This is a genomic window from Verrucosispora sp. CNZ293 (genome assembly GCF_002754655.1).
In genome coordinates this window covers 1,048,259-1,072,696 of record NZ_PEFR01000001.1, presented here as the reverse complement: position 1 = coordinate 1,072,696, position 24,438 = coordinate 1,048,259, and the positions used below count along the sequence as shown (strand labels likewise).

The following is a 24,438-nucleotide window of genomic DNA, read 5'->3' as shown; positions in this document are numbered from 1 at the left end:
CCGAGCCGGAATCGTGGCACGCGGACTACGCGGACACCTGGGGGTCGGTGTCCGGGGCATGGCCCTGGAGGCGGGCGAGCGCGTCGGCGCGGGTGTCCGCGATGGGGAACACCTCGTCCAGCCGGGTGACCCGGAGCACCTGACGGATCAGCGGCGAGGTCGACGCCACGCAGAGCTGTGCGCCGCGGTCAGCGGCGGCGCGGTGCGCGCGGACGAGCAGCCCGAGCGCGGTGGAGTCGACGAGATCCGTCCCACCGAGATCCACCAGGACGTGCCCGCCCATGTCGGCCGCGTGCCCCAACGCCATGCCCAGCGTCTCGCCGGTGTCGACGTCGACGTCACCGGCGACGGTCACCACAGTCACCGCACCGAGGTGCTCGATGCCGAGGATGCCGCCGGGAACGCCGGCAGCGGCCGGGCCGAGTTGGGTGCAGTGCGCGCAGCGGTGCGGGCCGTCGGCCAACGGCGAACCGCTCCAGCCGTGCTCGGACACCAGCGGCCACACCACCTCCGCGTCGGAGGGCACCCGCGGCGCGGCGACCGTGTCACCGCAGTTGTCACAGGTCAGGGTGACCAGATGGTCATCCAGGACGACGGCCATGGCGCGCTCCTTCCCAGGTCAGAGGGGTCGGGGTCCCACCCTGCCGGGGTCAGGTGGCGGGCACCGCGCGGACACGTGACGGTTGGGTGACGAATCGGCTTCCCACTGCTGGCGGGGTCGGATGGGCGACGACACGCTCGCACACGCCGTCCGCTTTGGCACGATAGATGCAGAGAGATCAGTTGATCCCTGTGTGCGACGGGAGGTCGAAGAATGCGAAACGCACTACCCGCCGACGAACCGGTCGGCACGCTGGAAGTGGTGCACCGGTTCCGGGGCCCGATGCCCACCGGGGTGACCGTCTCGCACCGTGGTCGGATCTTCGTCAATTTCCCCCGATGGGGTGACCAGGTGCCCGCGACAGTTGTGGAACTGCGGCGCGGGCGGGAGGTTCCCTTCCCCGACCTGCGGTGGAACACGCCGTCCGGCGACGACGACCCGTCGGCGTTCGTGTCGGTGCAGAGCGTGGTGGTCGACCCGGCCGACCGGCTCTGGGTGCTCGACACGGGCAGCCCGATGTTCCAGCCGACCTCCCCCGGCGGACCGAAACTGGTCCGCGTCGACCTGCGGACCGACACCGTCGCCCAGGTGATCACCTTCCCGGCTGACGTGGTGCTGCCCACGTCGTACCTCAACGACGTGCGCTTCGACCTGCGTCGTGGTGAGGCCGGGCTGGCGTACCTCACCGACTCCGCCGACGGTGCCCCGAACGCCATCATCGTGGTCGACCTGGCCACCGGGACGTCGTGGCGGCGGCTCAACGACCACCCGTCCACCAAGGCCGCGCCGCTTGCGGACTTCCGTCCGGTGGTCGAGGGGCGCCCCTTCCTGGTCCGTCCCCCGGACGGGCCACCTCAGCCGGTGGGTGTCGGCGCCGACGGCATCGCGATCTCCGCCGACGGAGCGCGGCTGTACTACTGCGCCCTCGCCACCCGCCGCTGGTACAGCGTCGCCACCGACGCCCTGGCCGACCGGGCCCTGGGCGACGCGGAGGTCGCCGCGACGGTTGTCGACGAGGGCGACAAGGGCGGTGGCGCGGACGGCCTGGAGTCCGACGACGCCGGCCGGATCTACCTCACCAACTACGAGCACAACGCGGTGCTGCGGCGTCGCCCCGACGGTGAGTACGAGACAGTGGTGCACGACGCCCGCCTGCTCTGGCCGGACACCCTGAGCGTGGCCGTCAACCGGCACCTCTACGTCATCGCCAACCAGGTGCACCGGCAGCCGCCGTTCAACCGCGGCCAGGACCGGCGACGCAGGCCGTACGCCCTGTTCCGGACCCGGATCGACGCGGGCCCGGTGCTGCTGCGGCCGTGACCACCGACGCGCCCCGATCGGGTGGCAGTGGCATCCGATCGGGGCGACGCGTCGCCCCGGCCCGTAGCGTCGGAGCGGAGTGCCCACGAGGTGAGGAGCGGGTCGTGACCGAGCCGGAGGAAGAGCGCGAGAAGAGCGCGAAGACCGACCCGGTGCTGTTCTCCCCGGACGGCGACCCCCACCATAATCCGGCGCAGACCCCGCTGCCCGACGAGCACCCGCCGGTGACGTACTCCCACGACGGCGAGACCGACGTGATCGATGGCGAGCAGTAGCGAGACTACCGAGCGGCGCGTACCGCGGCGGTCAGTTCGTCGTCGTACGTGACCAGGGCACGGCCGTCGGCGGAGTAGGCGATCAGCCGGCCGTGCGCCATGGTGGCCGACCGGAACGAGAACGTCCGCACACCGGGATAGGCGGCCAGCAGCGGAATGGTGCGCGGTGGACCGCCCGGAGCGGAGTGGTAGTCCAACCGCGCCACCTGCTCGGAGACCACGCCGTTGACGCGCACCTTCGTCTTCTCCCGACGGGTGCCGAAGGTGACCGGGGCACCGGTGTCGTAGTGGGCGCACTCGACAGGTCCCCGGCACACGAAGAAGTACCGTGCGTTGACCACGTCGGGGAGGCGGTACGCCTTGAAGGTGGGGTCGGCTCCGGCGGGCAACGGCTGCACCGCGAAGAACGCCAGCGCACCGAGCGCCGCGACGCCCACCCGCGGCCATCCTCGCCCGGCGGCCCGGGTGCGGTGGGTACGGGCGGCGGTGAGCGCGACCGCGCCGAACCCGGTCACGCAGAGCGCGGCGGTGCCGATGGCCCGGGCGTTCTCGAAGAGGAACTGCACGCCGGGCCGCATCGACACCGGAGCCAGCACCGCGCCCAGCGACAGCACCATGCTGGCCAGCAGCAGCGCCCCGGCGACCCGCCGGGCGACGCCGACGGCACCCACCAGCAGCATCGCGGCGAGGACCGTCCACACCTGGTGGTGGGTCCAGGAGACCGGGGACGCGGCGACGGTGGCGCAGCCGACAAGCACCGCTGCGTGCCCCGGACGCCCCAGCCGGGACAGCGCCCGGGCCCGCAGCAGGGCCAGCGCGCAGATGACGGCCACCAGGACGGCCCAGACCAGCGGGAGGGACCGCTCGGCCAGGCCGACGCGAAGCAGCATCCCGTGCACAGACTGGTTACCCAGCGACGCCAGGTTGCCGATCCGGGAGGTCTGGGTGACCGTGCCCGCCCAGTAGGTCAGGCTCTCGGTGGGCAGCACCGCGAGGGCGAGCGCCCCGCAGGCGACGAAGGCGGCAAGTGCCCGGGCGGCGTCGCGGTACCGGCCGCAGGCCAGGAAGTAGAGCACGAACAGCAGCGGGGTCAGTTTGATCGCCGCCGCCACACCGATCAGCACGCCGCGCCTCCGCGACGGCGGCGCCATCGCGTCGAGCAGCGCCATCAGCACGATGAAGATGCTCACCTGTCCGAAGCGCAGGTTGCTCTGCACGGGCGCGGCGATCATCAGCACCGCCGCGACCGCCGCGATGCCGACAGGCGCCGACGTCCCCACACGGGCGCCGGTCACGCCCCGGCCCGGCGCGGCGGCGCGGCCCGTGGCGAGCACGCGACCGACGGGTACGGCGATGGCGACCACCGCCGCGCAGGTCGCCGCCAGCCAGAGCGCTTCGACCAGGCCGAGCGGAACCGTCGTGATCGGCCAGAGGACGAGCGCCGCGAACGGCGGGTAGGTGAACGGTCCACCGTTTGGCGCGACGTATCCGTACAGCGGACGCCCGGCGCGCAGGTCGGTGAGCGCTCCGTGGTAGATGTGCAGATCGGACAGGCGATCGGGGCGGCGCAGCACAAGCGCGACGGAGACCAGCGCCGCCACCGCGAAGCCCACCCACAGCAGCGTCGCCCGATGATCCCGCATGGACAGAGAATAGGGGTGCACGGACCGCTCGGCGCGGCCCCGCCACCGCTCAGCGCGGCTACCCCACCACACCTTGTGACGCATCCGTGCCGGCGAAGACAATCATCGATGTTCTGAGAGCCGGACGAGGTAGGGCACCGGGCAGCCCTCGATCGGAACACCACCATGTCCCCTTCCGTCCGGAGGACCCGTTCCATGAGAAAAGCGATCCGACTGTGGTGCGCCGCCCTGGCCACCATCGTCCTGACCGCGCTCGCCGCGCTGTCACTGCCGACATCGGCGTCGGCGGCGACGCTCACCGAGGTGACGAACTTCGGTGCTAATCCGAGCAACCTGCGCATGTACCTCTACGTACCGGACCGGGTCGCGCCCCGGCCGGGCCTGCTTGTCGTATCCCACTACTGCACCGGCAACGGGCCCGCGATGTACTCGGGCACCCAGTTCGCCCGTCTGGCCGACCAGTACGGCTTCATCGTGATCTACCCGTCGGTGACCCGCAGCAGCCAGTGCTTCGACGTCTACTCGCAGCAGGCGTTGCGTCGCGGCGGCGGCAGCGACCCGGTTGGCATCATGTCGATGGTCGATCACGTGCGGAGCCGCTACTCCGTGGACCCGACCCGGATCGCCGCGACCGGCACCTCGTCCGGAGCGATGATGACGAACGTCCTGCTCGGGCTCTACCCGGACGTGTTCCGCGCCGGCGCGGCCTTCGCCGGGGTACCCTTCGGCTGCTTCGCCACCACCGGCGGCTCGGAGTGGAACAGCGAGTGCGCCAACGGGCAGATCAGCCGCACGCCGCAACAGTGGGGAGACCTGGTCCGCAACGCCTACCCCGGCTACACCGGCCCACGGCCCCGGATGCAGATCTGGCACGGCACCAACGACGACATCCTGCGCTACCCGAACTTCGGCGAGCAGGTCAAGCAGTGGACCAACCTGCACGGGCTGAGCCAGACCCCTACCTTCACCGACAGCCCGCAGCCGGGCTACACCCGGACCCGCTACGGCGGCTCCGGCGGTGACGCACCTGTCGAGGCGATAAGCATGCAGGGCGTCTCGCACAACCTGCCGGTCGACGCCGCACAGGCGGTCCGCTTCTTCGGGCTCGACGTCGGGCCCCCCACCCCGGGGCCGACCAGCCCGACGCCTACCCCCACGCCCACGCCTACGCCTACGCCGACGATCACCCCCACCCCCACCCCGACGCCGACGGTGCCGCCGGGCACCGGCTGCCGGATCGGGTACGCGGTGAACGCCTGGAACACCGGGCTGACCGCGTCGGTGACCATCACCAACACCGGCGCCACAGCGGTGAACGGTTGGAGTCTGGCGTTCACCCTGCCCGCCGGGCAGACCATCACCAACGGCTGGAACGCGACATACTCGCCGACCTCCGGGGCGGTGACCGCTCGTAACGTCTCCTACAACGCCGCGATCGCGCCCAACGGCTCGGTCACCATCGGTTTCCAGGCCAACCACGGCGGCAACACCGCCCGCCCGGCCTCGTTCACCCTCAACGGCGCTCCCTGCACGGTCAGCTGACCGTCCAACCGCCCGCTCGGTTCGGTGTCCGTACGGGTGTCGCCCGTACGGACACCGGCGACGGCCGGACCGGCCCGACGCCATTGGCCTTGGTGACGATTGAGGGATATATTCCTGTCGATGCCAGGAAAGCGCTTGCTCTGCGTCGTTTCACCACTCCGGCACGCGCTCCACCGCCACCGCACCCGCATCCGGAGGAACCCGCATGCTGCTCAGCACCTGTAGACGAACCTCTCGACGCTGGCTGGTCGCCGTCACCACGCTGGCGCTGCTCGGCGCCGGCGTGGTGGTCGCCTCGCCCAGCGCCCAGGCCGCGACCGTCGATCCCAACGCCACGTACGTGTTCGTCAACCGACACAGTGGCAAGGCGATGGACGTGTGGAACTGGTCCACCGCCGACAACGCCCCGATCAACCAGTACACCCGCAACGACGCCGCCGTGCAGCAGTGGCGGTTCGTCGACGTCGGCAGCGGCTACTACCAGATCCGCTCCGTGCACAGCGGCAAGGTCCTCGAACTGCCGAACGCCACCGACGGCGTGCAACTCGTGCAGAACTCCGCCGCCAGCGGCAACACCCGTCAGCACTTCCGACTCGCCGACTCCGCCGGCGGATACGTCCGGTTCCTCAACCGGCACTCCAACAAGGCCCTCGACGTCTGGGGCTGGTCCACCGCCGACGGCGGCATGATCTCCCAGTACCAGGACGTCGACGGCACCAACCAGCAGTGGCAACTGGTGGCGCTGGGCGGCGGCAACGGCAACGGCTGTGGCAGCGGCTCGTTCCAGGCCGAGGCGGTCCTCAACGGCGGCACCTGGACGTCCCGCAACGGTGGCAGCACCGTCTACACCGGCAACAGCATGCAGGCCGCCGTGCAGGCGGCGGTGAACAGCCTCAGCGCCGGCCGGACCAGCAAGCAACGGGTCGTGGTACGCGGCTCCGGCTCGATAAGCGCCGGCTCCCGCATCTCCCTGCCCAGCTACACGACAATCGACGTCTGCGGCACGATAAACGTGACGGGGTCCGGCTCCGGTGACCAGGCACCGATCTACTCGCGCGGCACCACCCAGGTGGAGGTGCAGAACCTCAGCGTCACCGGCACGCCGCTCTACGGCATCTTCATGCGCAACGTGACGAACGTGGTCCTCGGCCAGATCGACATGCGGCTGTCCAGCGGGCTCGGGGTCCGGATCGACAACCGGGGCGACACCAGCCAGTGGACGCGCAACGTACGCATCGACAACGTCTACGTCTCCGGCAGCAGCACCCACGCGGTCGAGACGTACGGCGTGGACGGCCTGACCGTCGGCACCGTGACCGCCCGTAACGTCGGCGGCTCCGGCCTGCTGCTCAACGAGACGATCAACGCCACGGTGAACACCGTCGACGCGGAGAACGCCGGCACCGGCACCGGCTACGCGGCGTTCCGCACCGCCAACCGCGCCGGGCGGATCGGCTCCGGCTACCCGATCAACATCCGGGTCGGCACGGTACGGGCACGCGGCGGTGGTCGGGGTATCTTCTGCGTCTCCGAGTCCGGCGGCGTGGCGGTCAACCGGGTCGACATCGCCAACACCGGCAACAACGCGATCCTGCTCGAGAACTGCTACGGCGTGGACATCGCAGCCGGCGGCGGAACGATAAGCGGCGGCGGCGAGGTCCGACTGGCCGCGCGGACGGAGTTCCCCGGCAACCGGGACATCACCCTGCGCAACTTCACGCTGGTCAACAGTCGGATCCTGGAGAGCCCCTGCACGAGCAACCTGACCATCAGCAACATCGCTCTCAGTAACTCCAGCATCAGCCGCTGCTGACCGTCGGCGTGGTGTCGGCCCCCGTCGGGAGACCGGTGGGGGGCCGTCGTCCGTACCGGACGGGCCGGTTGACAGATCATGAGGGCGATCCCAGACTGGCTCGCGTCGATCCCGTCGGCCGCCCACGAGGAGCCTGGATGAAGATCGCCGATGCCCGGGTCATCGTCACCTGCCCCGGACGCAACTTCGTCACGCTGAAGATCGCGACGGACGACGGGGTGACCGGGGTCGGCGACGCCACCCTCACCGGACGGGAACTCGCTGTCGCGAGTTACCTGACCGAGCATGTCGTGCCGCTGCTGATCGGTCGGGAGGCCGACCGGATCGAGGACACCTGGCAGTACCTCTACCGGGGCGCGTACTGGCGGCGCGGGCCGGTGACCATGACCGCCATCGCGGCCGTGGACACCGCGCTGTGGGACATCAAGGGCAAGGTCGCCGGCCTGCCCGTGTACCAGTTGCTGGGCGGCCGCAGCCGCGACGGCGTCACCGTCTACGGCCACGCCCAGGCAGCCACAGTGGACGGGCTGCTCGCCGACGTGGCCCGCCACCTCGATCTCGGGTACCGCGCCGTGCGGGTGCAGTGCGGCGTGCCCGGCGTGGCCGACAGCTACGGCGTGGGACGGGACGGACTGCCCTACGAGCCGGCTGGCGCGGCGATTCCGGCCGAGACCGGGTGGAACAGCGAGCGGTACCTCACGCACATACCGTCGGTCTTCGCCCAGGTCCGCAGCGAGTTCGGGCCGGAGGTCAAGCTGCTGCACGACGTGCACCACCGGCTCACCCCGATCGAGGCGGCCCGGTTGGGCAAGTCCCTGGAGCCGTACGCGCTGACCTGGCTGGAGGACCCGGTGCCGGCGGAGTTGCAGGAAGGCTTCCGGCTGATCCGCCAACACACCACCACGCCGATCGCTGTCGGCGAGGTCTTCAACTCCGTCTGGGACTGCCAGCAGCTGATCACCGAGCAGCTCATCGACTACGTACGGGCCACCGTCGTACACGCGGGCGGCATCACCCACCTACGCCGCATCTTCGACCTGGCCCACCTGTACCACGTACGAAGCGGCTCACACGGCACCACGAACCTGTCCCCGGTGTGCCTGGCCGCAGCCCTGCACCTGGATGTCAGCATTCCCAACTTCGGCCTGCAGGAGTACCAGCCGTACCCCGAGGCGGCCGACGCGGTGTTCCCGCACTCGTACCGCTTCGCCGATGGTTTCCTGCACCCGTCGGAGCAGCCCGGGCTCGGCGTCGACATCGACGAGGAGTTGGCGGCGCGGTATCCGTACCGGCCGGCGGCGCTGCCGGTGAACAGGCTGGCGGACGGCACGCTGCACGACTGGTGACAACGCCGAGGCCCGGCGCGGGATACCCGCGCCGGGCCCGGTTGGTACGTGTGGATCAGCTGCCGGTGCAGGTGGGCGTACCGGATGGCCCGGTGCCCGTGCCCTGGAAGCCGAACTCGGTGGTGGCGCCCGCGTTCACGGAGCCGTTGTAGCTCACGTTGCGGAACGTCACGTTGCCGCTGGTGCCGCTGGCCGTGGCGTTCCATGTGTTGGTCACCGAGCTACCGCCCGGAATCCCGACGGTCACCGACCAGCCGTTCAATCTGGCGGAACCCGCGGTGACCCGGATCGTGGCGACGAAGCCACCGTTCCACTGGTTCAGCGAGACCGAGGCGGTACAGCCGGATCCGCCGGGCGGCGGCGTGGTCGGCGGCGGGCTGCTGGGCGGCGGCGTGGTCGGCGGGGGCGTGGTCGGCGGCGGGGTGGTGGGCGGCGGGGTGGTCCCGCCCGCGTTCAGGGCTTCGAGCGTCGCGTTGTACGCCTGCTTCTTGTTGCCGTTGTTGTCGAACAGCAGCGGGGTGCCGTACGAACGCCACGAGTCGCTGTCCCGGATGCCCCACACGGTGATGCCGTTGCACCGCGGGACCGCAAGGCAGTCCTGGACCACCCGACGGTACGTGTCCGCCTGCTGGGTGCCGGAGCCCTCGATGTCCAGCTCGGTGATCTGCACGTCCACCCCGAGAGCGGCGAAGCTGGACAGCGTGGTGCGGTAGTTGCTGTTGTACGCCGACTGGGCGTTGAAGTGCGACTGGAAGCCGACGCAGTCGATCGGCACGCCGCGCTGCTTGAAGTCCTGCACCATCCGGTAGACGGCCTGGGTCTTGGCCCAGGTCCAGTTGTCGGTGTTGTAGTCGTTGTAGCAGAGCTTGGCGCCCGGGTCGGCGGCGCGGGCGGCCCGGAACGCGGCCTCGATCCAGTCGTTACCGGTGCGCTGCAGGTTCGAGTCCCGCCGCGCGCCGCTGTTGCCGTCGTCGAAGGCCTCGTTCACCACGTCCCACGAGTCGATCTTGCCGCGGTAGTAGGTGGCGACCTGGGTGACGTGGTTGAGCATCGCGTTGCGCAACGCGGTGCCCGACATGTTCCGCATCCACTCCGGCTGCTGCGAGTGCCAGGCCAGGGTGTGACCCCGGACCTTCCAGCCCCGGGACAGCGCGTGGTTGACGATCCGGTCCGCGTTCGTGTAGGTGAACCGCCCCTGCTGCGGCTCGAGCGCGTCGATCTTCATCTCGTTCTCGGCCGTGACCGAGTTGAACTCGCGGTTCAGGATGCCGACGTAGGTGGAATCGGAGAGCTTGTTGGCCGCCACCGCAGCACCGAAGTAGCGGCCTGACTGCGCGGCGGCCGCCCCGAGGGTGGACTCGGCAGCCTGGGCACTTGAGGTCACCACGACCATGCTGGTGGCGACGAGGGCGAGACCGGCTGCGGCCGAGACCAGCGCGGTGCGCGGTCGCAGTCGGGTAGCCAGCCGCCCGCTGGCGCGGGCGAGGGCGTTGTTCATGGCATGAGCCTTTCGACGAAGCCGTGCTGATGAGAAGCCGGCCCCGACTACTGCCCAGCACGATGGTCCTCCGTCGCCGACGCGGTCGCCCGGATGCCGCGTCGGCCGGTGCATTCAGCCGACCATCGTGAGTAGATCGAGGCTGTTGTATCGAAAACCTTATCGAAACAGGTCCGAAAGCTCAACGCGTCCCGGCAGTCTTCGACCGTTCGTCCGAGCCACGGATCGCCGCCGGCACCAACGGCACGCCACGGCCAACACCGTCACGCCGGCGAGATCAGCGCCCCCGAAAGTTTCGGCCCGTGCGATCGGCCCACGGCCTCGTCGCCGAGCACATCAGCCAGCCACCGCAGCTGTCGTCGAACGTGAGTGGCGTCGCCGTGCTCGTGGCCGTTGAACGGGTAGACGTGCATCGTCCGCTCGGGCGGCGGTCCACCGACGGCGGCGCCGTAGTGGTTGTAGGCGGCGAATCCGGTGCTCGGGGGGCAGACCATGTCCCGCAACCCGATCCCGAAGTGGACCGGCGCGACCGCCCGACGGGCGAAGCTCACCCCGTCGACGTAGGACAGGGTGCGCCGTACGGCCGGCTCCGCGTCGCGGTTGACCGCGAGGTAGTTGACGATCTCGCCATAGACCCCGACCTCTGTGATCTCGATGCCCCGTTGCAGGTGACAGAGGAACGGCGCGGTGGTGAGCACGGCAGCCAGCTCGACGTCGAGCCCGGCGACAGCCAGGGCCAGCCCGCCGCCCTGACTGTTTCCCGCCGCCACGACACCGTGCGGATCGACCCCCGGCAGGGCCCGCGCCGCCTCGACCGCGCGCACCGCGTCGGTGATGAGCCGACGGTAGTAGTAGCCCTCCGGGCTCAGGATGCCCCGGGTCACCGGCGACGGCCCGCCCTGCGCCTGGCCGTGCGGATCCGGCGTGTCCCCCGCGCCGTACTGGCCCGACTGGCCCCTGGCGTCCATGAGCAGATGGGCGTAACCGGCGACCGGCCAGGTCAGGCGCTCGTGCGGCAGGCCCCGGCCACGGCCGTAGCCGACGTACTCCACGACCACCGGCAACGCGTCGGTCACCCCGGCCGGCCGGTTGTACCAGGCCCGGACCGGGTCACCGGCGAAGCCGGCGAAGGTGACGTCCCAGCTGTCCACCAGACGAAGGTCTGTCGGTTCGGGACGGACGTCGAGCAGCACCGGCGACTGCGCCGCCGAGTCCAGGGTCGATCGCCAGAACTCGTCGAAGTCAGCTGGCTCGGGGACGGTCGGCGCGTACTGCCGCAACTGCTCCAGCGGCAGATCGAACAGGGGCATGGCTCCTCGCAGCGGACTGGTCATGGGTGTGTGGGTGGTGCGGTGCTCTCCCGGATCACCAGCTCGGCGACGAGGTCTATCCGGCTGGTGGGCAGGGCGTTGCCGCGGGCGAGATCGAGCAGCATCTGGGTGGCGGTGCCGGCCATGTCGCGCAGCGGCTGGTTGACAGTGGTCAGGGCCGGGCCGACCCAGGCGGAGAGCGGGAGGTTGTCGTACCCGACCACCGACACGTCACCGGGAACGTCGAGGCCGAGTTGCCGGGCTGCCCGCAGCACCCCCAGGGCCTGCAGATCAGAACCGGCGAAGATCGCCGTCGGTCGGTCGGACCGGCTGAGCAGCTCGATGCCGTGCGTGTAGCCGGCGTCGAGGTGGAAGTTGCCATGGCGGATCAGCGTGGCGTCGATCGGGATGCCGAGTTCCTCGTGGGCGCACCGGAAGCCGGCCGTGCGGGCCCGGGCGCAGAGCACGTCCCGGGGACCGGAGATGACAGCGATCCGGCGATGCCCGAGGTCCAGCAGGTGCCGGGTGGCGATCAAGCCGCCGTTCCAGTTGTTCGACCCGACGGTGGGCACCGAGGCCACGCTGGCGCTGTCGGTGTCGATCACGACCACCGGAATCGACTGGCGCTGCAACTGTTGCCGCTGGGCGTCGGTGAGGTTGCACATGACCAGCAACACCCCGAGCGGACGTCGAGCGACCGCCCCGTCGACCCAGGACTGCGGCGGCCGACGGGCGGCGCTGAGCTGTGAGAGCACCACGTTCACCCCGGTGAGGGTGGCGACCGCCTCGACGCCCCGGATGATTTCCAGGGCCCAGTCGGAGCCGAACTCGTGGAACACCAGGTCGATCTGACCTTCGCCGGGCGCCCGGCGGGCACGCCGACGGTAGCGGTGTCGTTGCAGGCTGGCCTCGACCCGCGCCCGGGTCACCGCGGCGACGTCCGACCGTCCGTTGAGGACCTTGGAGACCGTCGCGGAGGAGACACCGACCTCCCGGGCGATGGTCGCGATGGTCGCGGAGCCCAGCGCTGCCGGCGAACGCTTGTCTGCCATCCGATCCTCTGCAACGAGTCCGAAAATTTCGGAGACTGTAGCACGCAGCGGGCGTGCAGAAGGTGACCCGTGTCGATGGTGCCCACTCGTGGCGGTGAATCCCGGCAATCGCTTACCAGCACGGCAAGTACGGTCTGAACAGTCTTTCCGCGCCTCTTGACATGCCCTGTTGACGCCCTTAGGTTCGCCGACACAGGTGCCGAACAGGTTTCCGAAAATTTCGATACTCGCCGTGTCCCACGGCGGTCGGCGTGGCCTGCCGGGAGAGCCTCCCGGACCCGGCCGGAGGGGTTCGCATGACAAGTCAGCTGCCCGTCGACGACCGATTGGCGTCCCCCCACGCCGATCGATGGCGCGACCCGAAGCTGCGACCGGACGAGCGGGCCGACGCGCTCATCCCGCTGATGTCGCTGGAGGAGAAGCTCGCTCAGCTGGTCGGTCTCTGGGTCGGCGCGGACGCTTCCGGTGAGGGCGTCGCTCCCCACCAGACCGACATGGTCGAGCACATCCCGCCCTGGTCGGAGGCGATCCGGTACGGCCTGGGGCAGTTGACCCGGCCGTTCGGGACCGCGCCCGTCGACCCGGTCCTCGGTGCGCGGTCCCTGGCGGCATCGCAGGCGCAGATCGTGGCGGCGAGCCGGTTCGGTATTCCGGCCCAGGTGCACGAGGAGTGCCTCACCGGTTTCGCCGCCTGGCGGGCGACCGTCTACCCGGCGCCGCTGAGTTGGGGCGCGGCCTTCGACCCGGAGCTGGTGGAGGAGATGGCCGGGCTGATCGGCCGGTCGATGCGGGCCGCCGGCGTCCACCAGGGACTCGCTCCGGTACTCGACGTCACCCGGGACTACCGCTGGGGGCGTACGGAGGAGACGATCGCCGAGGATCCCTACCTGGTCGGCACGATCGGTGCGGCATACGTACGCGGGCTGGAGCGGGCCGGGGTGGTGGCGACGCTCAAACACTTCGCCGGCTACTCGGCCTCCCGGGGCGGCCGGAACCTGGCGCCCACGGCGATGGGACGCCGGGAGCTGGCCGACGTGATCCTCCCGCCCTTCGAGATGGCGCTACGGCTCGGCGGGGCACGCTCGGTCATGAACTCGTACGCCGAGATCGACGGTGTGCCGGCGGCGGCCGACGAGGATCTGCTCACCCGGATGCTGCGTGAGCAGTGGGGCTTCGACGGGGTGCTCGTCGCCGACTACTTCGCCGTCCGGTTCCTGGAGACCCTGCACGGTGTCGCCGCCGACGCCGCGGCGGCGGCGCGGCTGGCCCTGCGGGCCGGCATCGACGTCGAGCTGCCCACTGTGGATGCCTACGGCGCGCCCCTGGCGGCGGCGGTGCGCTCCGGCGAGGTCAGCGAGGGCCTGGTCGACCGCGCCCTCCGGCGGGTGCTGATTCAGAAGATCGAACTGGGTCTGCTCGACGAGGGCTGGCGCGAACTGCCGGCCGAGGTCGAGGCGCTGCGCCTCGACGACGAGGCCAGCCGGTCCGTCGCCCTGCGGTTGGCCCGCCAGTCCGTCGTCCTGCTCCGCAACCGGGACGGACTGCTGCCCCTCGCCGCCGACCAGCGGGTCGCGCTGGTCGGGCCGGTCGCGGACGACGCGATGGCGATGCTCGGCTGCTACTCGTTCCCGCTGCACGTGGGCGTGCACCACCCCGAGCACGGCACCGGGGTCGAGATCCCGTCGCTGCGCGAGGCGCTCCAACCACGGCATCCGCAGCTCACCCACGTGCCGGGCACCGGCATCACCGGCGACGACACCTCCGGCATCGCCGCGGCGGTCCAGGCGGCCACCGACGCCGATGTCTGCGTCCTGGCCGTAGGCGACCGGGCCGGCATGTTCGGTCGAGGCACCTCCGGCGAGGGCTGCGACGCCGTCGACCTGCACCTGCCCGGGGTACAGGCCGAACTGGTGCGCGCGGTGCTGGCCACCGGCACCCCGGTGGTCCTGGTGGTGCTCTCCGGTCGTCCGTACGCGCTGGGTGACCTGGTGGACGGCGCCGCCGCCGTGGTGCAGGCGTTCTTCCCCGGTCAGCTCGGCGGTCAGGCGTTGGCCGAGATCCTCACCGGCGAGGTCGACCCGACCGGGAGGCTGCCGGTAAGCGTGCCCCGACACGCCGGTGGCCTGCCCGGCACCTACCTCACTCCGCCCCTCGGCCGACGCACCCAGGTGTCGTCGGTGGACCCGACCCCGGCGTTCCCGTTCGGCCACGGTCTCAGCTACACCACCTTCGAGTGGAGCGACGCCGAGGTGACCGACGCGCCCGGCGGCGTCACCGGCGCGCCGGTGAGCTGGCCGGTCGACGGGGAGGTGACGGTAGGCGTCACGGTCCGCAACACGGGTGCCCGGTCCGGCACCGAGGTCGTCCAGCTCTACCTGCACGATCCGGTGGCACAGACCACCCGACCGGTGGTACGTCTGATCGGCTACGCCCGGGTGCCGCTGGATCCGGGCGGGGCGGCGCGGGTCAGCTTCACGGTCCCCGCCGACGTCACCTCGTTCACCGGCGTGCACGGCCGACGTGTGGTCGAGCCCGGCGAGGTGCAACTGCGGCTCAGCCGCTCCAGCGGTGACGCGCCCGCCAGTCTGCCGCTGCGACTGACCGGCGACGAACGCGAGGTCGGTCACCACCGTGAGCTGCTGTCCCGGGCGCGTGTCGAGCCCGTCGCCGGGCCCACGTCGGGGAGTCGGCCATGAGCACCACGACCACGCTGACTCCGTCGACACCCTCCCCCGGCAGGACCACGCCGGATCCGCCGCCACGGGCCGCCCGCCACACCTGGCGTCGGGCGCTGCGCCGGGACTGGCAGCTCTACTCGCTGGCGATCCTGCCGCTGCTGTTCTTCCTGATCTTCCGGTACCTGCCGATGCTGGGCAACGTGATCGCCTTCCGGCGGTTCCAGCCGGGCGGCAACATCTTCGGCGAGTACTGGGTCGGGCTGCGCTACTTCAAGATGTTCCTGAACGACCCGACGTTCTGGAACGTCTTCACCAACACCCTGGTGCTGGGCGCGCTGACCCTGCTGTTCTGCTTCCCCCTGCCGATCGTGCTGGCGTTGCTGCTCAACGAGGTGCGGGCCCGCCGACTCAAGCGCTTCGTGCAGTCGGTGTCCTACCTGCCGCACTTCCTGTCCATCGTGATCGTCGCGGCCATCGTCATGCAGTTGCTGTCCATGGACGGCACGGTCAACCAGCTCGTCCGCGCCGGTGGTGGTGAGGCGGTCCCGTTCCTGCAACGGCCGGAGTGGTTCCGCACCATCTACGTCTCCTCGGAGGTATGGCAGACGGTGGGCTGGGGCACGATCCTCTACCTGGCCGCACTCACCACCATCGATGACGACCTCTACGAGGCGGCCCGGATCGACGGCGCCAACCGGTGGCGGCAGACCTGGCACGTCACGCTGCCGGGCATCAGACCGACGATGGTGACGCTGCTGATCCTCAACATCGGCACCTTCATGGCGGTCGGCTTCGAGAAGATCCTGCTGCTGTACAACCCGCTCACCTATCCGACCGCCGACGTGCTGTCCACCTACCTGTTCCGGATGGGCTTCGCGTCCAGCAACTTCAGTTACGCCGCGGCGATCGGGCTGTTCGAGGCGGTGATCGGGTTGATCCTGGTCGTCTCGGCGAACCTGATCGCCCGCCGCACGGTGGGGACGAGCCTGTGGTGACCGTCGACGCGACCGAGAGGCCCACCGAATCCGCGCCCCGCCCGCGTCGCCGGGGCATCCAGGAGACCCGGGGCTACCGGGTGTTCCAGGTGGTCAACGGGATCATCCTGACCCTCGTGGTGGTGGTGACGCTCTACCCGTTCGTCAACATCGTGGCCCGCTCGTTGAGCGACGAGGCGTACATCATCGCCGGTCAGGTGAACCTCGTGCCGCGCGGTTTCACCCTGGACACCTACCAGTTCCTGATGTCCGACCCGTTGTTCTGGACGAACTACCGCAACACCGTGTTCTACACGGTCACCGCCACCGTCATCTCGATCGTGATGACCACCTGCTACGCGTACGTGCTGTCCAAGAAGCAGCTCAAGGGGCGCGGCGCCCTGGTCGGCATCGCGGTCTTCACCATGTTCTTCACCGGCGGCCTGATCCCCAACTACGTCCTGGTCACCAGCCTCGGCCTGAAGAACAGCGTCTGGGCCATCGCGCTGCCCAACGCGATAAACGTGTTCAACCTGCTGGTGATGAAGGCGTTCTTCGAGAGTCTGCCCACCGAGTTGGAAGAGGCCGCCGCCGTGGACGGTCTCAACACGTACGGCATCCTGCTGCGGATCGTGCTGCCGCTGTCGAAGGCCATCGTCGCCACGATGGTGCTCTTCTACGCGGTGGCCTTCTGGAACTCCTGGTTCGCGGCGTTTCTCTACATGGACCGGCAGGAGCTGTGGCCGGTCACCGTGTACCTCCGCAACCTGATCGCCGGCGCCACCGGCGCGGAGAACGTCGGGTCGATCACGGAGGCCAACGAGGTACAGGCCGAGGCGACCCTCAAGGCCGTCACCATCGTGCTCACCACCCTGCCGATCCTCCTGGTCTATCCCTTCGTCCAGCGGTACTTCGTCCGGGGCATCATGCTCGGCGCGGTCAAGGGCTGACCAGAGGCAACACCCCTCCCACCACCGAGTTGAAAGGATCCCGCCATGTTCCGCAGATCGTGGCGTCACGCGGCGGCGGCTGCTGCCGTGCTGCTAGCCCTCGGCAGCGTCACCGCCTGTGGTGACGACTCGTCCGACAGCGAGGACCTGTCGGAGAACCGGGCCGGCGCGATGGAGAACTACGCCGTCGGTACCCAGTTCAAGGCCACCGAGCCGCTCTCCTTCTCCGTCCTCTACAACAACCACCCCAACTATCCGCTCAAGGAGGACTGGCTGTTCTGGACGGAGTTGCAGTCCCGGACGAACGTCAGCCTCGAAAAGGTCTCCGTGCCGCTGAGCGACTACAACCAGAAGCGCAGCCTGCTCATCGGCGCCGGCGACGCCCCGCTGCTGATCCCGAAGACGTATCCGCCGGACGTGCACGCGTACGTCTCCTCGGGGGCGATCCTGCCGGTCAGCGACTACCTCGATCTGATGCCGAACCTCAAGGACAAGATCGAGAAGTGGAACCTGAAGCCCGAGATCGACACCCTGCGCCAGCAGGACGGCAAGTTCTACCTGCTGCCCGGCCTGCACGAGAAGCCCTGGCACGAATACTCCCTGGCGGTCCGCACCGACATCCTCGAAGAGCTGAACCTGGAGGTCCCCAAGACCTGGGACGACGTCTACACCATGCTCAAGGCGATGAAGACGGCGTACCCGGACGTCTACCCGTTCTCCGACCGGTTCAGCCAGCCCAACCCGGCCGGTAACCTGCTGAACATGCTGGCCGTGTCGCACGGCCTGGCGGGTGCGGGCTGGAACTTCCAGCACGTCACCTGGAACGACCAGGCGCAGCAGTTCGAGTACACCGGCGCCACCGAGCACTACCGGCACATGCTCGAGTACCTCAACAAGCTGGTCGCGGAGAAGCTGCTCGACCCGGAGAGCTTCACCCAGACCGACGACCTGGCCCGGCAGAAGCTCGCCAACGGCAAGTCCTTCGTGATCAGCAGCAACGCGCAGACGCTTGTCAACGACTACCGTCCGGACCTGGCGGCGACCAACCCGAAGGCCAAGATCACCAAGATCCCGCTGCCGGTCGGACCGGCCGGTGAGATCAACCCGGCCAGCCGGCTGGAGAACGGCATGATGATCTCCTCGAAGGCCCGCGAGAGCAAGAACTTCGTGGCCATGATGCAGTTCGTCGACTGGCTCTGGTACTCCGACGAGGGCCAGGAGTTCGCCAAGTGGGGCGTCGAGGGCACCACCTTCGTCAGGGACGCCGCCGGCAAGCCCACTCTCGCCCCGGACGTCGACATGATCGGCCTCAACCCGGGCGCGCCCAAGCACCTGCAGAAGGACTTCGGCTTCGGCAACGGGGTGTTCTCCTACGGCGGCAAGCCCGAACTGGTGCAGGGCTTCTTCTCCCCCGAGGAGCAGGAGTTCCAGCAGGTGATGAACGCCCGGGCGCCGAAGTCGCCGCCGCCGCCGTACCCGCTCAGCGACGAGGAGCGGGAGCAGGTGTCGCTCTGGGAAACTCCGCTGAAGGACCACGTCTACCAGGCGACGCTCCAGTTCATCCTCGGGCAGCGTGACTTCGCCCAGTGGGACGCGTACGTGGCGGAGCTGAAGAGCAAGAGCATGGACGCCTACCTGGAGACGGTGAACGGCGCCTACAAGCGCTTCCAGGAGAACAACTAGCAGACGTGTCCGGTCCGGTCGTGTCGGCGCGACCGGACCGGACACCCTTCCCGAGCACGAGGACGACGATGCGCATCACCGTTGCGGAGCAACAGTCCGGCCGGTTACCCGGCGCGGAGTCGTGGTGAGCACCGCGACCCGTCGGGAGTTCGGTGCCGGCCCGCTGTCCCGGGGCGCGGCGTTGATCTACACCCTGCTCGTGGTCGAGTTGCTGCTGCTGGTCTGCGCGGGCCCCGGCCTGGTCGCGCTCTTCGCGCTGGAGCGGCACGTGAGCAACCTGCCGCTGGTGGCGGTCTGCGCGGTGCCACTCGGCCCGGCGTTGTCCGCCGCGCTGTACGCCCTGCACCGACAGCGCCTCGACCTGACCGAGCTGCACCCGTGGCGGCTGTACTGGCGTGGCTACCGGGCCAACCTGACCGGCTCGCTGCTGGTCTGGGTGCCGACGCTGTTGTGGCTGACAGTCATCGCGGTGAACCTGGTGAACCTGCCGGCCGCCGGGGTGCCCGGATGGTGGGCCGTGCCGCTGGTGCTGGTCGGCGTCGGGGTGGCCGTGGTCGGGGTCAACGCACTGGTGATCACGTCGCTGTTCACGTTCCGGCTGCGTGACGCGTTCCGGCTGGCCGGGTACTTCGTGCTGCGTACCCCGGTAGTCGCCGTCGGCACCGCGTTGCTGCTGGTGGCGGCGACCGCGCTGACGGTTGTCGCCTCGGAGGCGGCGCTCGCCGCGCTCGCCTCGGTGCTGGCGCTGGCGCTGGTCCGCGGCGGCGCACCGATGATCGACGTCATCCGGGAGGAATTCGTCGAGTGAGCTCGTCGGTGACGCCTGGTCGCACACCTTCACCGACTGCTACCGGCCCTGCCGGGTTCTCGTGCTCCGTGAATCCGGCAACGCCTCGGCCGGGCGCTGACACCGGTCGGCGTGCGCCGGTCATGGTGGTCGCCGGTCAGTGCCGGGACTCGCGCGGCGTCCGATGGGTCGCCAGCCAGCCGGTAGACGGCGCCCACCGGCGACCGCTCCCCCAGCATCTCGTCGAGCTGGTGCCCGGTCACCACCGCTCCGGCGGCCGGACCGACGGCGGCGAACGACACCTGCGGGTGGTCACCGCGTCGCGCGCCCGGCCGGGTACGGACGGTCTCCGCGAGCACGCCCATCCACCGGCTCGGCGTCACCGTCGGGTCGAACCCGGGCATGTGCGCGCGGATCACCGGCCACCACGACTCCGGTACCGGCGGGTGCCGCCAACCGACCGGGTCGGTGTTGTCGGGGGTGTGCGTCGGCACCACCAGGGTGCCGTCCGGACCGAGCGCGTCGAGCAGCGCCTCGACCACCGCGACCGGGCCGCCGCAGACCCAGCCGAGTGCTTTGAGGGACGAGTGCACCAGCAACACCGAGCCGCGCCGCACGCCGAGCGAGGTCAGGTCCTCGGCGAGTGCGGCACGCGTGTACGGCGGGCCGGTGTCGATCAGCTGGTGCTACCCGGAGGCCCACCGGCGGTTCACCCTCCGCAGTGGACACGGCATCGCTGACCGGCTGCTCACTCGGTTTCGGCGACGAGCGTGAGCAGGTTGCCGCGCACCCTTTCCAGCAGGTCCACCAGGGTGGCACGCTGGTCGTCCGCCATCCCGACGGTCGCGGTCTCGGCGAGCGTACGCCAGGCCGCTTCGATCTCCGGGATGACAGCCCTGCCCTTGCCGGTCAACTGGATCCGGGTGGCCCGCCGGTCGCCCGGCACGGCCTCCCTGAGGAACCAGCCGCCCTGGTGCAGGCGACTGAGGCTGCGGGTCACCGTGGGCTGCTCCACGCCGAGTCGAGCGGCGATCTCCGAGACCGTCATGCCGGCGGGCTCCTGGCCGAGCATCCACAGCAGGACGTCCTGTCCCGGGTGCAGGCCGAGCGCGCTCAGCACGTCGGCCTGCGCGCTCCGGTACAGCTTTGCCACCTTGACCAGGGCCTTGTTGGTGGCCAGCACATCCGTGAGCTCCACCTGGGCAGTGTACGAGTTGACGAGCAGGGGTCGGTTGGTACATAGTCGGCTAACCTATAGCCGGCTATGGAGCTGATGATGGAAACCGGTTTGTCGAACAGGGTCGCCCTCGTCACCGGGGCCTCCGGAGCGATCGGCCGAGCCACGGCCCTGCACCTGGCGGCCGAGGGTGCCGCCGTCGCCGTGTCCTGGCACACCAACCACGACGGTGCCCGGGACGTCGTCGACACCATCACACGCACCGGCGGTCGGGCCCACGCCGTCCGCCTGGACCACGGTGTCCGCACCGCCGTGCCACGCGTCATCGAGGAGATCACCGAACGGCTCGGGCCGATCTCCGCCCTGATCGCCAACGCCGTGCAGTGGCCGTCCTTCGACGCCGACGAGATCGACGGCCTCACCACTTCGCTGGCCGTCAACACCGTCGGTCCGGCGGCCCTGATCGAGGCGGTCCTGCCGGGCATGCGCGCGGCCGGCTGGGGGCGCATCGTCGTCGTGTCCACCGACATCGTCGGGCAACCGATGGCCGGGCCGATCGCCTACGCCACCGCGAAGGGAGCGCTGGAGACCGCCGCCCGGGTGCTCGCCGTCCGGGAGGCCCGGCACGGGATTCTGACGAACATCGTGCGCCCGGGCTTCACCCTCACCGACAAGGTGCTGAGCGCCCCGTTCCTCGGACCGGAAGCGGTAGCGGCCGAATCGGAGAAGACCCCCACCGGTCGCATCTGCACTCCCGACGACATCGCCACCGCCGTCACCTACCTGGCCTCGGCGGCGAACGGCCATGTCAACGGGCAGACCTTGTCACTGGCGGGTGGCCGCGAACTCGTCCGAGGGTGACCTCGGCACGGCCCGCAGCGGTGGGCAAAAACCACCCCACCGTCAGCCGGTGCGAAGTCGGGTGCGGAACAGGCGGCGGGAGCAGTAGCGTCCTGACCCATGGCTACGGACGCTTTCGTACCCGCCGATTTCACTCCGCCGACGTCGCTGGTCACCGACCGGTTCCGCCTCGAACCGCTGGGGCCACAGCACAACGTGGCGGATCACGCCGCGTGGATGTCCAGCATCGAGCACATCCGCGCCACGCCTGGATACCCGGACGGGAACTGGCCACCTCTGCGCGGCATGTCGCTGGAGGAGAACCTCTCCGATCTACGCCGTCACGCTGACGACTTCACCAACGGCACCGGGTTCACCTTCACCGTCCTCGACCCGCTCGACGGCGACGTCGTCGGCTGTGTCTACCTCTACCCACCGGCCTCCGAAGCGTACGACGTGACCGTGCAATCGTGGGTGCGGGCCGACCGGGCACACCTCGACGGGCCGCTCGCCACCGCCGTCGCCAACTGGATCGCCAGTGACTGGCCCTGGGCGCGCCTGGACCGGTGCGGCCGTTGACGACATGCCTCGTCGGGCTCGAGGGCGCCTACGGCGTCCACTCGCGGCTGCGGCCGGTGAGCCCGAGGACCCGGTCGAGCAGCGGGGCCTCGTCGGGCTGGGTGATGGACGGCCCGAACAGGCCGGGGGTGCCGTCGCTGCTGGCCTGTTGGGCCACCAGGCGGTGGACCACCTCGAGGGTCTGGTCGTCGACGTCGTAGGGCTGCCCGGTCGCGCGGGCGAGATCCCATCCGTGGATGACCAGTTCGTTGAGTGCGACGACGCCCATGATCTCGGCCGGCAGCGCGACCCCGCCGACCGCGGTCTCGCCCGTCCAGGCGGTCAGCTCACGCCATGCGGCAACCAACTCGTCGAGCTGCACCGGTAGTCGGCTGCGCCACGTCGGGTCGAGTCTGGCGACCGACGGGTCACCCGGACCGTTCGGCGCGGGATCCGGTCCCTTCTCGGCAGCCGTTCGGAACGCGGACGTGAGCCCCACGAGGTGGTCGAGCAGGTCGCCGACCGTCCAGCCCGCACATGGGGTGGGACCGGTGAGCTGGTCGTCGGCCACCCCGGGCAGCAGCGTCCTCAGCGCGCGGGCGGCGGGCGCGAAATCCGGGCTGCCGTTGCTGTCGGTCATCTCTGCTCCTTCGTCGCGAACACGTCCGCACGCTACGCGCCCGGTCCGACAGACTGGCCGTGACGACGGCCGGTCATGAGGTGCCGGGGGCGGCGTCGCGCCACCGGGTGGGGGTCACACCGTGTTCGGCGCGGAAGCGTTTGATGAAGTAGCTGACGTCGGGGTAGCCGACCCGGCGGCTGACCGTGGCCACGGTCAGGTTGGTGTCGGTGAGCAGCAGGCGTGCCTGCTGCATCCGGCGTTGGGCGATCCACTGGTGCACGGTCCGGCCGGTCTTGCGGCGTACCACAGTGGTGAGATGCCCGGCGGTGAGCGCCAGCTCGGCGGCGACGTCGGCCAGCGAGATGGGCTCCTGGTAGCGCCGCTCGATGACGTCGAAGACGGCCGCGAGCAGCGGTTCCTCCGCCGATCTCAGCTGGTCGGCGACGCCGGTCGGCAACCGGGCCGCGGCCACCAGCAACAGCGTGAGGTGGGCGAGGGCGGCCGCCTGGTGACCGTCGCGCCGGGCGCGCAACTCGGCGTCGAGTGACCCGAAGCGCCCGACCCAGCCTGCCCGGTCGGGCGGTGGGATGCGCAGGCGCTGCGCCCGGTGCGTGCCGTGGGCGAACGGGAGCAGCAACGGGTGCGACCGCCACGACGAGTAGGCCCCCGAGGTGCCGGGCCGCACCACGTCGGTCGGGAACCACACCGCCCATCCGTCGGTGACCGTCGCGTCGATCGGGTCGAGGAAGGAGACGACCTGCCCCGGTGCGATGACGAACAGGTCGCCGTCGGTCACCGTCCACCTGCGGTTGTCGATCACCAGCCGCCCGTCGGCCCGGTGCGCGTAGAAGAGCACCAGGAAGTCGTGGGTGTGCGTGCCGCCGGCGGCCGGGTCCGCGATGGGCGTGTGCGGTGGGACGCGGGCCACGCCGACCGGGGCGACGCCGGCCGTCCGGCCGAACCCGATGACCGGCACGCCCTGCCCGGTCACTCCGATCGGGCGGGGCGCTGGAACCGAACTTCGTCCTATCCCGTCCACAGTTAGGCCATTGTCCTCGCTGTCCTGCTCCATGACGCTGAGAGTACGACCGAACTTCGTCTGATATGGAGCAAGGAATGGCCGGACAGCACCACCCCGATCACGCCCAGCAGTACCTGCCCGGCATGGGCCGGCACTGGCTGCTTCCGCTCTACGACCCGTTCTCCCGCCTCGCGGGCATCGGGCGGATCCACGGGCAGCTGATGGACCGGGCCAACCTCCGGTCCGGCCAGCGGATCCTGGAGATCGGCTGCGGCACCGGCAACCTGCTGACCGCGCTCGGGCACCGACTGCCGGGCACCGACGCGTTGGGCATCGATCCGGATCCGGCCGCGCTGCGCCGCGCCCGCCGCAAGGCGGCCCGACGCGGGCTGTCGATCCGTTACGAGCAGGCGTACGCCGGTGCGCTGCCGCTGCCCGACGACAGCGTCGACCGGGTGCTCTCCGCGTTCATGCTGCACCACCTCGACGACGACGAACGCACCCGGGCGCTGCGCGAGGTCAGGCGGGTGCTGCGGCGCGGCGGTGAACTGCACGTGCTCGACGTCGACGGCACCGCGTCCGGAAGCGGAGGGGGCAGGGCTCACCGCAACACCCGGATCGCCGCCACCCTTCCCGAGCGGGTGCTGGCCGCGCTCGTCGAGGCCGGTCTGACCGGCGTCACGAGGAACGGCGGGGGCAAGGCATGGTTCGGCCGCTTCGCCTTCTACCGGGCCGAGGCGTCCTGAGG

At 70.2% G+C, this 24,438-nt stretch carries 22 protein-coding genes; 13 read left to right on the top strand and 9 right to left on the bottom strand.

From position 1 onward, the window contains the following. Nucleotides 1–25: 25 nt before the first annotated feature. Nucleotides 26–601 carry an STAS domain-containing protein gene (locus CLT74_RS04905; RefSeq protein ID WP_099845471.1) on the bottom strand — a complete coding sequence of 192 codons (576 nt, stop codon included), beginning with the start codon at nt 599–601 and terminating at the stop codon, nt 26–28. A 213-nt stretch (nt 602–814) separates the two neighbouring features. Between CLT74_RS04905 and CLT74_RS04900 the strand changes: the two genes are divergently transcribed. Continuing rightward, a complete protein-coding gene (locus CLT74_RS04900) occupies nt 815–1,921 on the top strand; it encodes an L-dopachrome tautomerase-related protein (RefSeq protein ID WP_099845470.1) in 1,107 nt (368 codons plus the stop codon). Between the two features lie 104 nt (nt 1,922–2,025). Continuing rightward, nucleotides 2,026–2,196, top strand: coding sequence for a hypothetical protein (locus CLT74_RS30695; protein WP_199172109.1), 171 nt, complete (start codon nt 2,026–2,028; stop codon nt 2,194–2,196). Between the two features lie 5 nt (nt 2,197–2,201). Here the strand turns inward: CLT74_RS30695 and CLT74_RS04890 are convergent, their stop codons facing one another. After that, on the bottom strand, nt 2,202–3,839 hold the full coding sequence (locus CLT74_RS04890) for a glycosyltransferase 87 family protein (protein WP_158240209.1): 1,638 nt from the start codon (nt 3,837–3,839) through the stop codon (nt 2,202–2,204). A gap of 195 nt (nt 3,840–4,034) precedes the next feature. Between CLT74_RS04890 and CLT74_RS04885 the strand changes: the two genes are divergently transcribed. The 3 genes from CLT74_RS04885 to manD all read left to right on the top strand — a co-directional run bounded on the left by CLT74_RS04885 (nt 4,035) and on the right by manD (nt 8,540). Further along, nucleotides 4,035–5,381 carry an extracellular catalytic domain type 1 short-chain-length polyhydroxyalkanoate depolymerase gene (locus CLT74_RS04885; protein ID WP_099845467.1) on the top strand — a complete coding sequence of 449 codons (1,347 nt, stop codon included), beginning with the start codon at nt 4,035–4,037 and terminating at the stop codon, nt 5,379–5,381. Between the two features lie 205 nt (nt 5,382–5,586). Further along, the gene (locus CLT74_RS04880; RefSeq protein ID WP_099845466.1) at nt 5,587–7,194 is read left to right on the top strand and encodes an RICIN domain-containing protein; all 1,608 of its coding nucleotides are present in this window, start codon (nt 5,587–5,589) and stop codon (nt 7,192–7,194) included. A 137-nt stretch (nt 7,195–7,331) separates the two neighbouring features. Then, entirely contained in the window at nt 7,332–8,540 is a 1,209-nt protein-coding gene (manD, locus tag CLT74_RS04875; RefSeq protein WP_099845465.1) for a D-mannonate dehydratase ManD, read from the top strand. 55 nt (nt 8,541–8,595) lie between these two features. Here the strand turns inward: manD and CLT74_RS04870 are convergent, their stop codons facing one another. From CLT74_RS04870 to CLT74_RS04860, 3 genes are all read right to left on the bottom strand, one after another. Continuing rightward, entirely contained in the window at nt 8,596–10,038 is a 1,443-nt protein-coding gene (locus CLT74_RS04870) for a glycoside hydrolase family 10 protein (protein ID WP_099845464.1), read from the bottom strand. Nucleotides 10,039–10,301: 263 nt separating this feature from the next. Further along, on the bottom strand, nt 10,302–11,348 hold the full coding sequence (locus CLT74_RS04865) for an acetylxylan esterase (protein ID WP_099845463.1): 1,047 nt from the start codon (nt 11,346–11,348) through the stop codon (nt 10,302–10,304). 20 nt (nt 11,349–11,368) lie between these two features. Further along, on the bottom strand, nt 11,369–12,400 hold the full coding sequence (locus CLT74_RS04860; RefSeq protein WP_099845462.1) for a LacI family DNA-binding transcriptional regulator: 1,032 nt from the start codon (nt 12,398–12,400) through the stop codon (nt 11,369–11,371). 296 nt (nt 12,401–12,696) lie between these two features. On the opposite strand from CLT74_RS04860, the gene CLT74_RS04855 reads away from it, so the two are divergent. The 5 genes from CLT74_RS04855 to CLT74_RS04835 all read left to right on the top strand — a co-directional run bounded on the left by CLT74_RS04855 (nt 12,697) and on the right by CLT74_RS04835 (nt 19,493). Further along, complete coding sequence (locus CLT74_RS04855; RefSeq protein WP_099845461.1) at nt 12,697–15,096, top strand: beta-xylosidase/alpha-l-arabinosidase; 2,400 nt, start codon at nt 12,697–12,699, stop codon at nt 15,094–15,096. Continuing rightward, nucleotides 15,093–16,073: an ABC transporter permease gene (locus tag CLT74_RS04850; protein WP_486581995.1), complete on the top strand. Its 981-nt coding sequence runs from the start codon at nt 15,093–15,095 to the stop codon at nt 16,071–16,073. Before CLT74_RS04855 ends, CLT74_RS04850 begins: the two co-directional genes overlap by 4 nt. After that, entirely contained in the window at nt 16,070–17,002 is a 933-nt protein-coding gene (locus CLT74_RS04845) for a carbohydrate ABC transporter permease (protein ID WP_486581994.1), read from the top strand. The genes CLT74_RS04850 and CLT74_RS04845 overlap by 4 nt, the downstream gene beginning before the upstream one ends. Nucleotides 17,003–17,047: 45 nt before the next feature. Beyond that, a complete protein-coding gene (locus CLT74_RS04840) occupies nt 17,048–18,685 on the top strand; it encodes an ABC transporter substrate-binding protein (protein WP_099845459.1) in 1,638 nt (545 codons plus the stop codon). Between the two features lie 124 nt (nt 18,686–18,809). Next, complete coding sequence (locus tag CLT74_RS04835) at nt 18,810–19,493, top strand: DUF624 domain-containing protein (protein WP_099851326.1); 684 nt, start codon at nt 18,810–18,812, stop codon at nt 19,491–19,493. A gap of 29 nt (nt 19,494–19,522) precedes the next feature. On the opposite strand, the gene CLT74_RS04830 is transcribed toward CLT74_RS04835, so the two are convergent. Together CLT74_RS04830 and CLT74_RS04825 are read right to left on the bottom strand one after the other, a co-directional pair. Then, complete coding sequence (locus tag CLT74_RS04830) at nt 19,523–20,065, bottom strand: AAC(3) family N-acetyltransferase (RefSeq protein WP_486581993.1); 543 nt, start codon at nt 20,063–20,065, stop codon at nt 19,523–19,525. Between the two features lie 155 nt (nt 20,066–20,220). After that, nucleotides 20,221–20,670, bottom strand: a complete 450-nt coding sequence (locus CLT74_RS04825) for a MarR family transcriptional regulator (protein WP_099845457.1) — start codon at nt 20,668–20,670, stop codon at nt 20,221–20,223. 90 nt (nt 20,671–20,760) lie between these two features. Between CLT74_RS04825 and CLT74_RS04820 the strand changes: the two genes are divergently transcribed. Together CLT74_RS04820 and CLT74_RS04815 are read left to right on the top strand one after the other, a co-directional pair. Continuing rightward, nucleotides 20,761–21,510, top strand: coding sequence for an SDR family NAD(P)-dependent oxidoreductase (locus CLT74_RS04820; protein WP_486581992.1), 750 nt, complete (start codon nt 20,761–20,763; stop codon nt 21,508–21,510). A gap of 99 nt (nt 21,511–21,609) precedes the next feature. Beyond that, on the top strand, nt 21,610–22,068 hold the full coding sequence (locus tag CLT74_RS04815) for a twin-arginine translocation pathway signal protein (protein WP_099845456.1): 459 nt from the start codon (nt 21,610–21,612) through the stop codon (nt 22,066–22,068). Between the two features lie 28 nt (nt 22,069–22,096). On the opposite strand, the gene CLT74_RS04810 is transcribed toward CLT74_RS04815, so the two are convergent. Together CLT74_RS04810 and CLT74_RS04805 are read right to left on the bottom strand one after the other, a co-directional pair. Then, nucleotides 22,097–22,687: a TIGR03086 family metal-binding protein gene (locus tag CLT74_RS04810; protein ID WP_099845455.1), complete on the bottom strand. Its 591-nt coding sequence runs from the start codon at nt 22,685–22,687 to the stop codon at nt 22,097–22,099. A 73-nt stretch (nt 22,688–22,760) separates the two neighbouring features. Further along, nucleotides 22,761–23,645: an AraC family transcriptional regulator gene (locus CLT74_RS04805; RefSeq protein ID WP_099851320.1), complete on the bottom strand. Its 885-nt coding sequence runs from the start codon at nt 23,643–23,645 to the stop codon at nt 22,761–22,763. A gap of 140 nt (nt 23,646–23,785) precedes the next feature. Here CLT74_RS04805 and CLT74_RS04800 point away from each other — a divergent pair, with 140 nt between their 5' ends. Further along, nucleotides 23,786–24,436, top strand: coding sequence for a class I SAM-dependent methyltransferase (locus tag CLT74_RS04800; protein WP_099845454.1), 651 nt, complete (start codon nt 23,786–23,788; stop codon nt 24,434–24,436). Nucleotides 24,437–24,438 lie beyond the last annotated feature (2 nt).

Coding starts and splice junctions, on each gene's coding strand:
- CLT74_RS04905 (WP_099845471.1), bottom strand. CDS start 601: ATGGCCGTCGTCCTGGATGACCATCTGGTCACCCTGACCTGTGACAAC.
- CLT74_RS04900 (WP_099845470.1), top strand. CDS start 815: ATGCGAAACGCACTACCCGCCGACGAACCGGTCGGCACGCTGGAAGTG.
- CLT74_RS04890 (WP_158240209.1), bottom strand. CDS start 3,839: ATGCGGGATCATCGGGCGACGCTGCTGTGGGTGGGCTTCGCGGTGGCG.
- CLT74_RS04885 (WP_099845467.1), top strand. CDS start 4,035: ATGAGAAAAGCGATCCGACTGTGGTGCGCCGCCCTGGCCACCATCGTC.
- CLT74_RS04880 (WP_099845466.1), top strand. CDS start 5,587: ATGCTGCTCAGCACCTGTAGACGAACCTCTCGACGCTGGCTGGTCGCC.
- manD (WP_099845465.1), top strand. CDS start 7,332: ATGAAGATCGCCGATGCCCGGGTCATCGTCACCTGCCCCGGACGCAAC.
- CLT74_RS04870 (WP_099845464.1), bottom strand. CDS start 10,038: ATGAACAACGCCCTCGCCCGCGCCAGCGGGCGGCTGGCTACCCGACTG.
- CLT74_RS04865 (WP_099845463.1), bottom strand. CDS start 11,348: ATGCCCCTGTTCGATCTGCCGCTGGAGCAGTTGCGGCAGTACGCGCCG.
- CLT74_RS04860 (WP_099845462.1), bottom strand. CDS start 12,400: ATGGCAGACAAGCGTTCGCCGGCAGCGCTGGGCTCCGCGACCATCGCG.
- CLT74_RS04855 (WP_099845461.1), top strand. CDS start 12,697: ATGACAAGTCAGCTGCCCGTCGACGACCGATTGGCGTCCCCCCACGCC.
- CLT74_RS04850 (WP_486581995.1), top strand. CDS start 15,093: ATGAGCACCACGACCACGCTGACTCCGTCGACACCCTCCCCCGGCAGG.
- CLT74_RS04840 (WP_099845459.1), top strand. CDS start 17,048: ATGTTCCGCAGATCGTGGCGTCACGCGGCGGCGGCTGCTGCCGTGCTG.
- CLT74_RS04815 (WP_099845456.1), top strand. CDS start 21,610: ATGGCTACGGACGCTTTCGTACCCGCCGATTTCACTCCGCCGACGTCG.
- CLT74_RS04810 (WP_099845455.1), bottom strand. CDS start 22,687: ATGACCGACAGCAACGGCAGCCCGGATTTCGCGCCCGCCGCCCGCGCG.
- CLT74_RS04800 (WP_099845454.1), top strand. CDS start 23,786: ATGGCCGGACAGCACCACCCCGATCACGCCCAGCAGTACCTGCCCGGC.